Genomic DNA, 13,168 nt, shown 5'->3' on the forward strand with positions numbered 1-13,168 from the left:
TTCCATCAAGAATTCCTGCCTGTATTGCTTCATTACTAATTTTATTATCAATTAAATTCCAAGAATATTGTTGTCTGTCTCTTTGAAATTCTCTGTATAAATTTAAACCCCAAGTTTGTTTTTGCTCTGATGAAAATCGCAAAGCTGCATAAGGAATTCTCATTTCTACTGCCCAACCTTTATCATTTAATTCAACACTACTGTCCCAAATTGAATTGTACGAAAAATCTTCACCATTTGCTTCTGTATATAAAATGTCAATTTGAACTCCAGCTGAACTTACAAAAAATCTAAACTCTTGTTGTCCATCATTATAACCATTTAAAAGTACGCCAAAATGTTCTGCTGTGGCAAAATTATCTCTAACGGTAAGTTCTTTTCTTTGCTTGGTTGGATTTTCGTCATATAATGTTGCAGCTACATAGATTGCAGTATTGTCGTAAACAATTTTAACTTCTGTTTGTCTTTCCTTACTTGCTTGCTTTCCATTATCTGGAGCAATCATAAAAAAATCAGTTGCTATATCTGCTGTTTTCCATGCTTCTTCATCAAATTTTCCGTCTATTGTAATTTTTTCAGATATGAATTTTGTTTTTAAAGTTTTTTTAGGTGTTTGTGCAAAGCAATTTACACTTAATAGTAAAATATAGAGAAAAAAAATAGAACTCTTTGTTTTCATTTTTGCTTGTTTGTTATACAAATTTAATTTTTTTATTTGAAATTCAAATTAATTTTTAAAGTTAAACTTTAATTTGAATCAAAAAATGTTAAATCCATCATAATTAAGTAAGAATTAGTTTATGTATTTTTTACCAAAACGCAATATAACGTTAATTTTTACATTTAATCGACATTATTTTTAATTAAATGTATTTTTATACAAATGTTATTATCTATATTTGTCATCCCAAGTTTACTATAATTTAACCTATTATTTAATGAAGTATAATGCTTTTTTATTGGTATTATTGTTTGCATTAATGTCTTTTGTCCCAAATCTACCTAAAGATAGGAATCCAAAGAGTTTAGCATCAAATTCAATTTCTAAAAAAGTTGAAGTTGTATTTAACTCTTTGGATGCAAACAATTTTAATCTTCCAAATCTAGAAAGTTTTACTAAAGCTTTTGAAGGTTTTTCTATTCTTAAAGAACAAGGAAAGATTAAAAACAATTATTTGACAATTATTGATTTTAGTTTAAGTTCTAGATTTAATAGATTGTGGGTGATTGATATGAAAGAAAACAAGATTATATTCAATACTCTTGTAGCTCACGGAAAAAATTCTGGTGAAGACTATGCTACTAAATTTTCAAATGAAAATGAATCTTTAAAAAGTAGTTTAGGTTTTTTTACAACTGGTGAAACTTATAATGGCAAACATGGTTTGTCGTTAAAACTTGATGGTTTAGAAACTGGAATAAATGATCATGCAAGACAAAGAGCCATTGTTATTCACGGTGCAGATTATGTTTCTAGTTCTTTTATTAAATCCAATAATAGATTAGGCAAAAGCCATGGTTGTCCTGCACTGCCAGTAGAGCTCACAAAAAAAATTATTCAAACTATTAAAGAAAAATCTTGTTTGTTTATTTATTTTCCATCTAAAGAGTATCTAAATAATTCTAGATTAGTTTCTTAATTTAGAATATAAATTAGCATCTAAACAATAAATATCTTCTCTAAACTGAAGTAATCCATTACTTTCCCATGCAGTCCAATATAGTTGATGAATAAAAATATCTTCATTAACTTTTATCTCTATTGTTTTTAATTCAGGTTTTGCAAATGTCTTTTTTTCTATTACCAAAGTAGGATTTTTGACTAATAGTTTGGCGTTTTTTTTATCAATTGCAAGTTGTTTTTGTTTTTGCAATTTATAATAATAATTAATGTCTGTTGTGTCTTTTATTCTATTTAATGACCATTTTGTGGTATCATTTAATATATATGCTGCCAATTCTAATGGTTTTTCTAATCTAACACAACCAGAACTTAATGATCTAAAGGTGTATACAAAATAATCTCGATGATTTGTATCATGAAGGTAAACCGAATGATTGTTAGGGAAATTTATTTTCATTGAACCCAACGAGTTATTTCTTCCTGGTTTTTGTACATATTTATATTTTTTTGCGTCTGCAAGTTTCCATTTATAAGGATTTATTTCTTGATTTTTGTAATTCATAACTACCAATCCTTTTTTTCTAAAAGTAGCTTTGTTTTTTATGGCTGCCGGAAAAATATCTTCTTTTAATATTGTTGGCGGAACTGTCCAGTTTGGATTCAAGTTAATATTTGAAACTTTCGACTCTAAAACCGGTGTACGTCTCGTGTCTTTTCCAACCACAACTCTTTGAGATTGGGTTATTTGTTTGTCTTTTATTGCAACAATACTGTAATCGGGAATATTAATCAATAAATAATGTTTGCCAAAATCACTTGCAAACCAACGCCAACGTTCCATATTTGCAATAACTTGCTCAATACGTTGAGTTTTAGAAAAATTAAATGCTTCAATAGTACTTTTTCCAATAATTCCATCAGGATTTAATCCGTGCCTTAACTGAAAAATCTTCACCGCTTCTTGAGTTTTTGAATCATACAAAGTAGACAAAATGGTGTCTTTTTCTTTCATATCATGCCAATACATCAATTGTTTTTTTACAATTGGAATATAATTATTTTTTTTATTTGGAAGTAGTTTCTCTTTCAAATCTATGTATTCATGATGTTGATTTGGTAACCCATTCAATAGTTTAAGTGTTGATTTTAGCTTTTTATAAACTTCATGCTGTGGTTTAGTTTGTTCAATTATGGTTTCGAAACTATTATTATTTAAGCAATCATATAAAATTTTATTTACATCAATATTTTTTTCTTTCAAATCCCAATCGTCATAGAGTTTTCTTGGATTTAGCTTTCCTTTACTAATATGATTTATATATTTTTGAGTGCTTGTTGTGAGTAATAAATCATATTTTACCAATAAAGAATCTGGTAATTCTTTATATTCATCCTCAAATGTTTTTAAACTAATATAGTTGTAATCTTTAGATTCTAGACCTTCATTTTCGGCTAAACTTATTTCGTTTAAAATATAATCTCTATTATTTTTAGATTCCCAAGCAGTTTCATAATTGTTTTTTTTATAAAACGCAATTAAAGTAGTATCGGTTGATTTATGTATTAAAGTTGAATCTATTTTTAATTTATCATTTCCAAATACAGAAATGTCAATAAAAGATGCATTTGCCGAAGAATTAGAATTATTTCTTTTGCAACTTGAAAAAACGATAAGTAATAAAATAAAGTAAAATTTATTCATAAGCTCGTTAACTTAATTCTTTTGTCATTAAAAAATGTATTCCAACATCGGCAATTAAAAATGAATTTCCATGTTTTTTATATGCTAATTTTTCATAAAATGTGATTGCTTTTTCTCTTGCATTAAACCAAATTAGGTTTGCATTTTGAGTTTTAGCAAGACGTTCACATTCTAAGATTAATAATTTTCCGTAACCCAATTTTTGAGCTTCTTCAAGAACTGCCATCCCTCTAATTTGCAGCTGATTAGAAACAATAAAGGTATTGTTTTTATTTTTGTAAACAGATGCAACTCCTGTTATTTTTTTGTTAACAAATAACCCAAAATGTGTTGTTGTTTCTTTATCATCACCTTCAAATAAACAAGTTTCTATTGGCTTTCCTGCTCTTAAGACAGCGTGACGAATAGGAAAAGTATCTTTAAAAGATATTTGGTTAATTTTTATCATATAATTTCTCGTGCAAATAAACGATAACAAATTAAGAATAAAACTATTATAACTTTATCATTTTGTAAAATGTTTTCTACAATAAAATTTTTAAAAAAAAACTTGCATCAAATAAAACAAAAGCTTTATATTTGCACCCACAAAACGAAGTTCTATATTTTGAAATATGAGTTTTGTAATATAATGCGAAAGTAGCTCAGTTGGTAGAGCTCCAGCCTTCCAAGCTGGTTGTCGCGAGTTCGAGCCTCGTCTTTCGCTCTCTTTTAAAGCCCTGATTTTCAGGGCTTTTTTTTGTTTTTATACTTAAATCTTCATTTTTGCGTTATTTTTTTTCACTACAAAGACGCTAAAATAGGTACAAAATATGTACAAAATAATATCTTTGTTTACTTATTTTTTACTTATTATTTCTCAATTATGACGATAGAATTCAAATTAAACACTTCAAATCAAGAATCAAAAAAAGGTTATGCACTTATTATTTACGTGTACTTTAATAAAATAAAAAAAATATCGACACCTTATCATTGTAAAATCGATGATTGGGATGATGTATTAAAAGAACCAAAACGGAGCCATCCATTTTACTTCGATATGATAGATTATGTTTTGAAAACAAAAATCAAAATTAATATTATTCTTGGAAAACCAAAAAATTATGTTTCAATCAATCAAGTTGAAAGTTTTTTGGCAAATGATAATCCAGATTCTTTTTTAAATTTCTTAAAGAATTATTTTGAGGAGTTAAAAGAGAATGGTAAAAAGACATGGATAAACTATAGCGATGCTTATAATGTTTTAAAAAAGTATCAAGATGAGGTTTATTTTTCCGAAATAGATTACGGCTTTATTGTAAGGTTTAGAGATTTTAAATTGAAGAATGGATGTAAAGGAGGAGGAGTTCATTATTATTTAAGAACTTTACGAGCTACATACAATGAAGCTGTTAGAAGAGGAGCATATAAGCCAGATAGTTTCATAAGTCCATTTAAAGGAGTTATGCCTAAATTGGAAAAAACTCAAGACAAGCATTTTTTGTTGAATGAAATGAAAGTATTGTATTCTAATCTTCCACCTAAGATAAGAGGATTACGCCCAGATTATGATTACCATTATCATAATTATTTTTTATTATGTTTTTATCTTGGTGGAATTGATTTTGTCGATTTGGCAAATTTGCGATATGATTTACACGTTAAAAATGGTCGTATTCAGTTTACTCGATTTAAAGGTGGAACATCTGAATTTATTGATAATCTTATCATTCCAGAAGCTTTACAAATTTTAGAAAAGTACAAGGATAATGTCCCCTATTTAATTAACATACATAAGTATCAATACATTTCATTAAGGAATAATTATTCAAAACGTTTTGCAAAATTTATTTATAGTATTAAGGATGAGAATGGGAAGCAAATTATTGAAAGTTATTTCACTTCTAAAACTGCAAGGTACACTTTTATTAATCTTGGAAAGCAACTTGGACTTAACAGAGATATTATGATGGAGCTTACAGGACATAGTAGAGGCGATGTACATTCAATTTATGAGAGTGCATTTTCTTATGAAGCTAAAGATTTAGTTCATAGAAAAATTATTGATGCCGTTTTAGGCTAACATACTTGCTTAATATAATATTTTCATTTTTTTAACGTTAATTTATTGATTAATTAAAATCCTTGTTGCAAAGGTTTTTTTTTCGACTAATTCGATAATAAACTTAAAAAGCATTTTCAATTTTTAACTAAATTACTAGAGAAATACTTAGATATACACCAAAAAAAATTTTAATTGAACCAAAACAAAAACCTTGTATTAACTGCTCCCTTTTTGCAGTTAGTTGCTGTAGATAGAGAAAATACGACAAGTAGTTTAGATGTAATTGTTACTCCACCAGTTAATTTAGAGAAGTATTGTCAAGCATTAATTGACCTCATTTTTTTGGCTGAACAATCCAAGTTGCCCGATTTTGTTGCTTATCAATTAGCACAAGTAAACGACCCACTTGGTTGGCTTGATTGCCTTGATTTGCTAATTGTACGTAACGAAAGATTATTCATTAAGAATAATCTTCTTTTTAAGTATCAAAAACTCATTAACCTAGTTGAAAAACATAGAGATTTATTACAATGTTCAGTAGTTTTAAAATCCACAAAACTTGCCATCCCAAAGAGGCTTATTAATGCTGAAAGCGAGGAACGATATTTTAGTTTTTATGAGACAAAAATGAACTTTGAAGCTATATCTAATTTTAACGATAAAATCATCTTTTTAACTGAGGAAATTTTCGAGTATAAACAAGCCGATATAATTTCCAAAAACAGTAAATTATTGGATTATGATTTACAATGTAATCAATTAATAGAGAGAATTCAAACCTTGCGCAAGATGAGAGCTGAGTTTGAGAATCCAGTTAAAGGAATAAATTGCTCAAAAGCTGAACCAATGCGACTAAACGGAGCAATTAACATATTAACTCACGTTTTCAAGCAAATGATGACTACTGTTAAACCTAATGGTAAGCCTTATTTGCAATGTAAGATTAAAGAAGTCTCGGAATTTATCTGCGATAATTTTATAGATGAAAATGGACATCCTCTTTCTCCAACTACAATACAAACGTATCTTTCACCCAATCGAAACGATAAAGACCCCAATGGGGAAAATATGATTAACATTTTATAATCTGATAGCAATTAAAAACTATCGGATTTTTTGTTTTTCAGTTGTTTTGAACAGTAAAAATACAAAATTACTCAAAGTCTGATTTTGTAAAAAGTAATTTTTCAACTTTTCTTTATTCATAGTACTTCCCAAAGGTCAAAGTCCGCTAATACCTAATCAGACTTTATCAGACCTTACCAAATTCAACTCATAAAACACCTTAATTCAACCTTTTTTAGCTTAAAACACACACTTTTTTACTAAAAATGCCCTCACTTGTTCAAAGTCTGATTTAAAAAAAAAGACCAATTTAAACTTTCCTTTATTTATATGGCTTCCCAAACTATTTAGTCCGATAAGACTAAAAAGTACTTATCAGACTTTTTTAAAATTCTTGTATTTGCTCCATAATTTAAAAATTAGGTCATGCAAACAATATTAATTCCCGACGGTCATCAAGTTGTAATCCTTTCAAACGATTTATTGATGGTACTTAATGGACTTGTCAATTGGCAAACTATTACAGAACCAACGATTAAACAAGTTGCTACTTATTTGAATATCTCAGTTGAAAAAATAAAGAAAGACCTTAAAAATCCAAATTGTCTTCTAAGGGTAGCCAAAAAAGGGAATAAAGGGAGGGGCAATGAAACAACTTTTATCAAAAGTACAGTGGAACTATACAAAAATAACAGAGTATAGAAACAATAAAGATACATACACGGCAAAAAGCTGTAATTCCCTTGACGCATAGGCGTATTTATGTACGCCTTGCCGAAAGGTTAGTAATTGTAAATCTATGGATTGCTATGGATTGCTAGATAATAATAACTCCCGAAAACATTGGGATGTTATGGATTGTTATGGATTGCTAGATAATGATGATTCCCGAAAACATTGGGATGTTATGGATTGTTATGGATTGCTGGATAATGATAATTCCCGAAAACACTGGGATGTTATGGATTGTTATGGATTGCTGGATAATGATAACTACTGAAAACATTGGGATGTTATGGATTGTTATGGATTGCTAGATAACGATAACACTTGAAAACATTGGATTGCTAAGGATTGCAAAATAAAAAAAAATGAGAACAAACACAGTACAAAAATTAGACGATAGGGTTTTTAATATGGCATCTACGCTTTTTGGTTTTGAGCCAAAACAGCAAGACACCCCAGTTACATTGCCATTAAATGACCGAATTATGGCTACTTATCCAGCTATTATTGAAAAAGCATTTAGTGGTACAATGGATAATTTTCGCAAGCACATTGCTACTTATAATTTTGAAACACAGACAGAAAACGAATTTATCCAAAAACACAACAGCGAGGTAAAACAATTCTACCAAGAAAATACTTTATCCGAACTGCAAAGAGAGTTTAAAAGATTGTTTCTACAAAAAAACAAAAAAATAAGTAGTTCAAGAGATTACAATAAAGCGGTTGCGGAATTTTGCAAAAATTATGGTCAAATCATTGAAAAAAAGAAAATTCAAAGCGTAAAATATGCGACTGAAGTTATTTTTCAAAACTTTTTGCATCTGTATAATTCTCAATTAATGAAACGCAATGAGAAATTCATTAAAGCAGGATTGACTTCTAAAAGACCATTACAGGAATTTAAAGTAAACTCTTTTTTAGTTACCCAATTGAAGAGAAACGAAGTGAATAGTTTGGCAATTTGCACAAAAACGGTTCGCAATCACAGAAAGCGACTAGAGGAAGCTGGCGTATTTGTAGAGTATCATTTTGCAGGAAAAAACAGAGCGGTTGAGCTTCATATAAACCCAAGCATTTTAGTGGTTTTGGATGTCAAAACAATGGAATTAATCACAATTGGAAATCAAGAAGTTAGTGATTTAAAAGGGAATGTTTTACCTGATAACAATGATACTACTAGAACATTTAAAAATGAAATAAAAATGAATGAGAATGTTAAAAACAGTTCTCAAGAGGTAAGGAGTTCGAGCAAAGCTCTCACAGATTTTAATTTTTCTACCAGAACACATACCAGCAAAGAGGCAAAACAGGCAAAGGGGGCGGGGGCGCAGAGCGAACCAATTAAAAATGAACTTTCCAAAAGATTGCACGAATTAATTCTGCATCCGCAGGAGTTAGCCGAGAATTTGGCTAGTGGAATGTACTACAACTATAAACCCATTGACATCCGCTATTTATACAAAGAAGCCTTTAGCGGAACACTAACCAACGAAGAGTTCAGAGAACTGGCAATACAGGATTTTTTCAAATCCATATCCAAGATTTACAGATTATCCACGCCTTATGTGGGTAGTTATAAAAAAGCAATTAATCTGTATTATCAAAACAAATGGATTGCATTTACAGGCAGTAGCTTTAATAAGAGCGTACTGGTGGATGAACTACAGCAAATGCGTTGGCGCACGAATTGGGCAGTAAAATGGTTTATCAAAAATGAGTTTCCGCCCTTGTTCCCTTGTGATTATTTGGATATGACTAGAAAAACATCCAAAGAAGTCGGTTTTGAGTACACTAAATCCAAATGGAATGACCATTTACGAGCCATTGCCAAATACGATGCGCTTAAAAAGAAACAGCAATCTAGCGCAGGCAAAAGAAAACAAGCTATCAATAATGCCAAAAAATGTGAAACCGCCCTAAACCGTTTTTTTAAAGACAAGATTACCTATACCCATTTATTTGAATATGTAGAGCGGAATTTACCTAAAGATTACCTAGATAAACTACCTAGTTTGATACTTAAAAAATCACTTGAGGTAAATGGTAAAAACATAAGTATAAATAAGCAGGAGCAGAAAATAAATTATGAACTATTTAAAATTTAAACGATGAGCCAAAAAGCCTATAACAAAGAGCAGTCAAGAATAGTAATGAAAATACTAACCAAAAACGGATTTGACAATTTTGTTTGGTATAATTTTCTAAATGAGAATCATTTACCAAATAAAAAGATTATGGAAAGGATGCACAGCCGTTTTAAAAAGACAAATAAGTACAGCATTACCAATGTACTTCAATTTTACGAGGATGGAATACTAATTAATAAAATAATTTTATGATGAGAATAATAGTAAAAAAAGTAAAAAGAGAAAACCTTGAAATTATCCAAAGTGAGTTATTCAATTTTCTTGGATATAAAATCGATAATCTGCCCAGCTCAATAGATTATCAGAGTTATTGTAATGATGTACTTGTAATAGACCTTTTGCAGGGACTATTTCATTTGTTAAGGCGCAAAATAGAAAGCCAAAGGACGTATTCAAACCTTATTTTATCGCCATCACAAGGGGTAATTCTGCTTTATTGCCATCAGTGGCAAACCAATAGCAGAAGTGAGCAAAACGCTTTTGTTATGCAGCGTGTATCAGATGCAATACACCAAAATTTGATTAATCTAATCTAAAATCAATGCGTATGAAAAGTAAAGTCCGATTGAAAATTGTAACACTTAATTTGTGTGTTGTGCTTTTGCTTTTTTTTGTGGTTCTAACGATACCTTTTCAGATACTGGATTATTTGATTACTAAGAAAAACAGAATTTTAAAGTATTTGGAGCAAAGAGCTTTCAAAATGTTATTTGAGATCAATGATTTAAAAAGACAAAAAAAAGATGAGTACAAGTGAAAAAAAACCGCTACCGAATTCGGTTACTAAAACACAATTGTTTCAGATGTATGGCGACCAGTTCAGCGAGAAGCGCATCCGCTCTTTTATCAATGAAATTTTAAAAGAAAGCAATTATTCTAAAAACATCAAAATAATTCCTGCTAATGAGTTTAAGGAGTTTGTAGAAACTTACGGAGTGCCCAAAGGCTATTATTCTGAACAAGATAATAGAAATCACTTGCACTAAATTCTATTAAAGCCAAAAAATACCTTTCCGATTGTTTCTAAAACTTTCTAATGCTTTGCAAAGCTTCCCAAACCTTACCGTAACTGCGTGTAAGGTTTTTTTGTGTCTGACCTTTGTATCAGAAAATAAGTGAAACAGATGACAAAACAGGAGATAAACTTACTTCTAAAACGCAGAATAAAAAAAGGCGACGAGTTCAGTCATTTAATTGAAAAGCCAAAGAATCAAAAAGTAAAACTCTCTAGTGGCGATACGTATTATTCGGTTAAAATAATGAGCGTTTGGGCAAAGACTTTTTATAAGCAAGTAGCCAAACTATCACAAATTTTAAAGGGTAAAACCATCAAAGAGACCACTGATAAGATTCATTATTTTTTGTTTTATGACATCCAATATCAGGCAGATGGACAGACCCAAAACATACGAAGTCCAGCCAATAGTTGGTTTAACCGAAGAGAGGGAATTGATTGTAAAAGCTACTCGATTTTCGCTAGTTGTGTGCTTCTGAATTTAGGGATTAAACATTACATACGGCAGATAAAACAGCCCAATTTTAACCCAAAACAGTACACCCATGTTTACGTGGTTGTACCCACAAATCAGCAGAGCGCAAATTTAGAAGATGGCTATTGTGTAATAGATGGAACAGTACAAAGCAATAAAGAGCCTAAGTACACCAGTAAAGAAGATGTTTTTATGAGTTTAAAATTGCCACACGTAGGACTTAACTGCCCTGCTCCAAAAAAAACAGGCTGGTATGTAACAAAAAAGCCTTGTTTAAAAACCTTTGAGTTGTATGATTTTGCTAGAAGTGCTACGCAAGCAAAAAATATGCTTGATTCTTTGGGAAAGGATGCCTTAGCGCATAAGTCCACTAGCGAGGGAGGACTTTATAATATTTATGTAAAATCCAGTAGCGTTTATGGTAGCAAAAGAGGACTTAAAGGAGCATCCAAAAATAGTAGTACAAAAGCAAGATCAAGATTTCCCTTTTAAAAAATTAGAGTATGATAATATTAGAAGAACAAACAGGACTAAATGCAGGTCTGAATAAAGGCTTGAAAATTGGCAAGATGCTCAAAAAAAATGTGAGACTTAAAAACGTTTCCATCAAAAACGCCATAAAAGTTGGAAAGGTTGCCGTTCCACTTGCCACTACGGCAATGAGTTTTATTCCAGGCGGAGGCGTTGCCAGTAAAATACTGGATAGTAAAGTAGGTAAAGCATTTACCAAGATAAAAAACGGTAAAGTAGTCAAGTTTGCCACCAAGATTGCCAATAGTAAAGTGGGCAAGTTTGCTGTAAAAAATGTGATTAAACCCACCATCAAAAACGCTATTGCTAGTAGTGGCGCACAGCAAAACGAAGTCATGCAAAACGCCACACCAACCCCTGCACAAATAGAAACTATTGCACAGGTTAAGGGAGTGCCGAGTGAGAATTTAGTTGCCGATTCCGAGTTTCAAGAATCTGTTCCGAATGAGGCACAATTAGAGACAATTTCTAGCGTAAAAGACATTCCGATTGAAAACCTCAAACAGGAAGTAGCCACGCAAAAAGAAATGGCAAATAGTGAAACGACTTCAGAAAAAACCAACTACACTATTCCGATAGTTATTGGTGCAACTGCTGTAGGAGCGATTTTACTAGCCACAAGTTCAAAAAGTAATTAATAAACATAGAAATGAAACAAGAGTTAATAACAATTAGTTCTGCCGTTGCCGTTGGTGCGCTCTCACGAGGCATTACAGGTGTAGCGACAGAAACATCATCCAACCTAGTAAAAGGTGCGGTAAATGGTGTAGTTGCTTTTGGTGCTGGATTTTTGGCAGTAAAAGTAAAAGGGAGCGATACAAAAAGCTCGCTTATGAGAGGTTCGGCAATTGGGGTTTCCATTGCACACGGTTTGGAACTGTTTAAAAACATTATGTCTTCAGAGAAGATTGCTTCCAAATTAAGTACTGATACCACTATGGGCAGATTTATGCAAAAGGCAGCAGGATTGTCGGGAGCTGTAAATGGACTAAATGGGTACATCGATACCTATGGCAACTACCACGAAGACGGTCTAGGCGGTTACATTGATGTAAACGGCAATTATGTAGAAGACGGATTGGGCGGTTATGAGCAAGAAGCCTTAAACGGTTATTATGATGATGCAGGAAACTACTACGAGGATGGTCTTGGCGGATATATTGACGCTAATGGCGATTATGTAGAAGACGGTTTGGCAGGATATGATGAAGATGAAGAAGGATTGGGCGCATACATCGACCAAAACGGCAACTATATTTTGTAAAAAAAAGAAAATTAAAAAAAATAATTCATAAAAAAATGGAAAATAGAAATCCACAATTGCAAAGAGCAATTAAAGTCTTGGGAGCAAGACAACGCCAAACAACGCAAGCCACCAGACCACAGGCAACCAAATTAGTAGATAAAACCTTTTACCTCAATGTTAAGGTTGACGGAATGAGTGGCATTAACCAACTGGTTGATTCCAACACTAAAAAACTGGTTGGAGTAACCAATTTTGATGGCAATCTTTTAAACTCGGGGCGTGATGTTGTTATTGATTCTATCCGCACGCTGTACACCTCTGATGGAACATCGGTTGAAAACGCCAACTGGCAAAACACGGAGCGCATTCCAGCGCAATTGCAAAACGCTGATTTGAGACTTATTCAAACCAACGATATGCTTATTGATTTGCCGATGACCGATACCCAAAACTTCAAAAACGAAGACCACAGACCTATTGCCACAACCCCACTTTTAAGAGCCAAAGAGGAGTTTAAATTGGAGTTGGAATTTCCAAAAGGCGTAACTGTTCCCAATGTAAAACCGCTGTTTATGCGCTTGGAGTTC

The 13,168-nt window shown here is 31.5% G+C and carries 14 protein-coding genes and 1 tRNA gene; 12 read left to right on the plus strand and 3 right to left on the minus strand.

Going from position 1 to position 13,168, the window contains the following annotated elements:
* Positions 1-679, minus strand: a 679-nt coding sequence (locus ACH2BO_RS09980; RefSeq protein WP_395044598.1) for a carbohydrate binding family 9 domain-containing protein, incomplete at its 3' end; no start/stop codon positions are given.
* 259 nt (positions 680-938) lie between these two features.
* Here ACH2BO_RS09980 and ACH2BO_RS09985 point away from each other — a divergent pair.
* Complete coding sequence (locus ACH2BO_RS09985) at positions 939-1,640, plus strand: murein L,D-transpeptidase catalytic domain family protein (RefSeq protein WP_395044599.1); 702 nt, start codon at positions 939-941, stop codon at positions 1,638-1,640.
* Here the strand turns inward: ACH2BO_RS09985 and ACH2BO_RS09990 are convergent.
* Positions 1,629-3,326: a murein L,D-transpeptidase gene (locus ACH2BO_RS09990; RefSeq protein WP_395044600.1), complete on the minus strand. Its 1,698-nt coding sequence runs from the start codon at positions 3,324-3,326 to the stop codon at positions 1,629-1,631. The two genes, ACH2BO_RS09985 and ACH2BO_RS09990, sit on opposite strands and share 12 nt — an antisense overlap.
* Before the next feature lie 7 nt (positions 3,327-3,333).
* A complete protein-coding gene (locus ACH2BO_RS09995) occupies positions 3,334-3,774 on the minus strand; it encodes a GNAT family N-acetyltransferase (RefSeq protein WP_395044601.1) in 441 nt (146 codons plus the stop codon).
* A 185-nt stretch (positions 3,775-3,959) separates the two neighbouring features.
* On the opposite strand from ACH2BO_RS09995, the gene ACH2BO_RS10000 reads away from it, so the two are divergent.
* The 11 genes from ACH2BO_RS10000 to ACH2BO_RS10050 form a co-directional block, all read left to right on the plus strand.
* Positions 3,960-4,032: transfer RNA gene (locus ACH2BO_RS10000), tRNA-Gly, on the plus strand.
* Between the two features lie 159 nt (positions 4,033-4,191).
* Positions 4,192-5,391: a tyrosine-type recombinase/integrase gene (locus ACH2BO_RS10005; RefSeq protein WP_395044602.1), complete on the plus strand. Its 1,200-nt coding sequence runs from the start codon at positions 4,192-4,194 to the stop codon at positions 5,389-5,391.
* A 174-nt stretch (positions 5,392-5,565) separates the two neighbouring features.
* On the plus strand, positions 5,566-6,459 hold the full coding sequence (locus ACH2BO_RS10010) for a hypothetical protein (protein WP_395044603.1): 894 nt from the start codon (positions 5,566-5,568) through the stop codon (positions 6,457-6,459).
* 405 nt (positions 6,460-6,864) lie between these two features.
* Positions 6,865-7,140 carry a hypothetical protein gene (locus ACH2BO_RS10015; protein ID WP_395044604.1) on the plus strand — a complete coding sequence of 92 codons (276 nt, stop codon included), beginning with the start codon at positions 6,865-6,867 and terminating at the stop codon, positions 7,138-7,140.
* A 389-nt stretch (positions 7,141-7,529) separates the two neighbouring features.
* Positions 7,530-9,272 (plus strand): hypothetical protein, encoded by a 1,743-nt coding sequence (locus tag ACH2BO_RS10020; protein WP_395044605.1) that lies wholly within the window; start codon positions 7,530-7,532, stop codon positions 9,270-9,272.
* Positions 9,273-9,502: 230 nt separating this feature from the next.
* Positions 9,503-9,850, plus strand: coding sequence for a hypothetical protein (locus ACH2BO_RS10025; protein WP_395044606.1), 348 nt, complete (start codon positions 9,503-9,505; stop codon positions 9,848-9,850).
* A 207-nt stretch (positions 9,851-10,057) separates the two neighbouring features.
* Positions 10,058-10,300, plus strand: a complete 243-nt coding sequence (locus tag ACH2BO_RS10030) for a hypothetical protein (protein WP_395044607.1) — start codon at positions 10,058-10,060, stop codon at positions 10,298-10,300.
* A gap of 138 nt (positions 10,301-10,438) precedes the next feature.
* A complete protein-coding gene (locus ACH2BO_RS10035; protein ID WP_395044608.1) occupies positions 10,439-11,296 on the plus strand; it encodes a transglutaminase-like domain-containing protein in 858 nt (285 codons plus the stop codon).
* 11 nt (positions 11,297-11,307) lie between these two features.
* Positions 11,308-11,973 carry a hypothetical protein gene (locus tag ACH2BO_RS10040; RefSeq protein WP_395044609.1) on the plus strand — a complete coding sequence of 222 codons (666 nt, stop codon included), beginning with the start codon at positions 11,308-11,310 and terminating at the stop codon, positions 11,971-11,973.
* A gap of 11 nt (positions 11,974-11,984) precedes the next feature.
* Positions 11,985-12,599 (plus strand): hypothetical protein, encoded by a 615-nt coding sequence (locus tag ACH2BO_RS10045; protein WP_395044610.1) that lies wholly within the window; start codon positions 11,985-11,987, stop codon positions 12,597-12,599.
* Between the two features lie 35 nt (positions 12,600-12,634).
* On the plus strand, positions 12,635-13,168 hold a 534-nt coding region (locus ACH2BO_RS10050), incomplete at its 3' end, for a hypothetical protein (RefSeq protein ID WP_395044611.1).

Origin of the sequence: Flavobacterium sp. (genome assembly GCF_043773265.1) — a bacterium.
Classification (GTDB): domain Bacteria; phylum Bacteroidota; class Bacteroidia; order Flavobacteriales; family Flavobacteriaceae; genus Flavobacterium.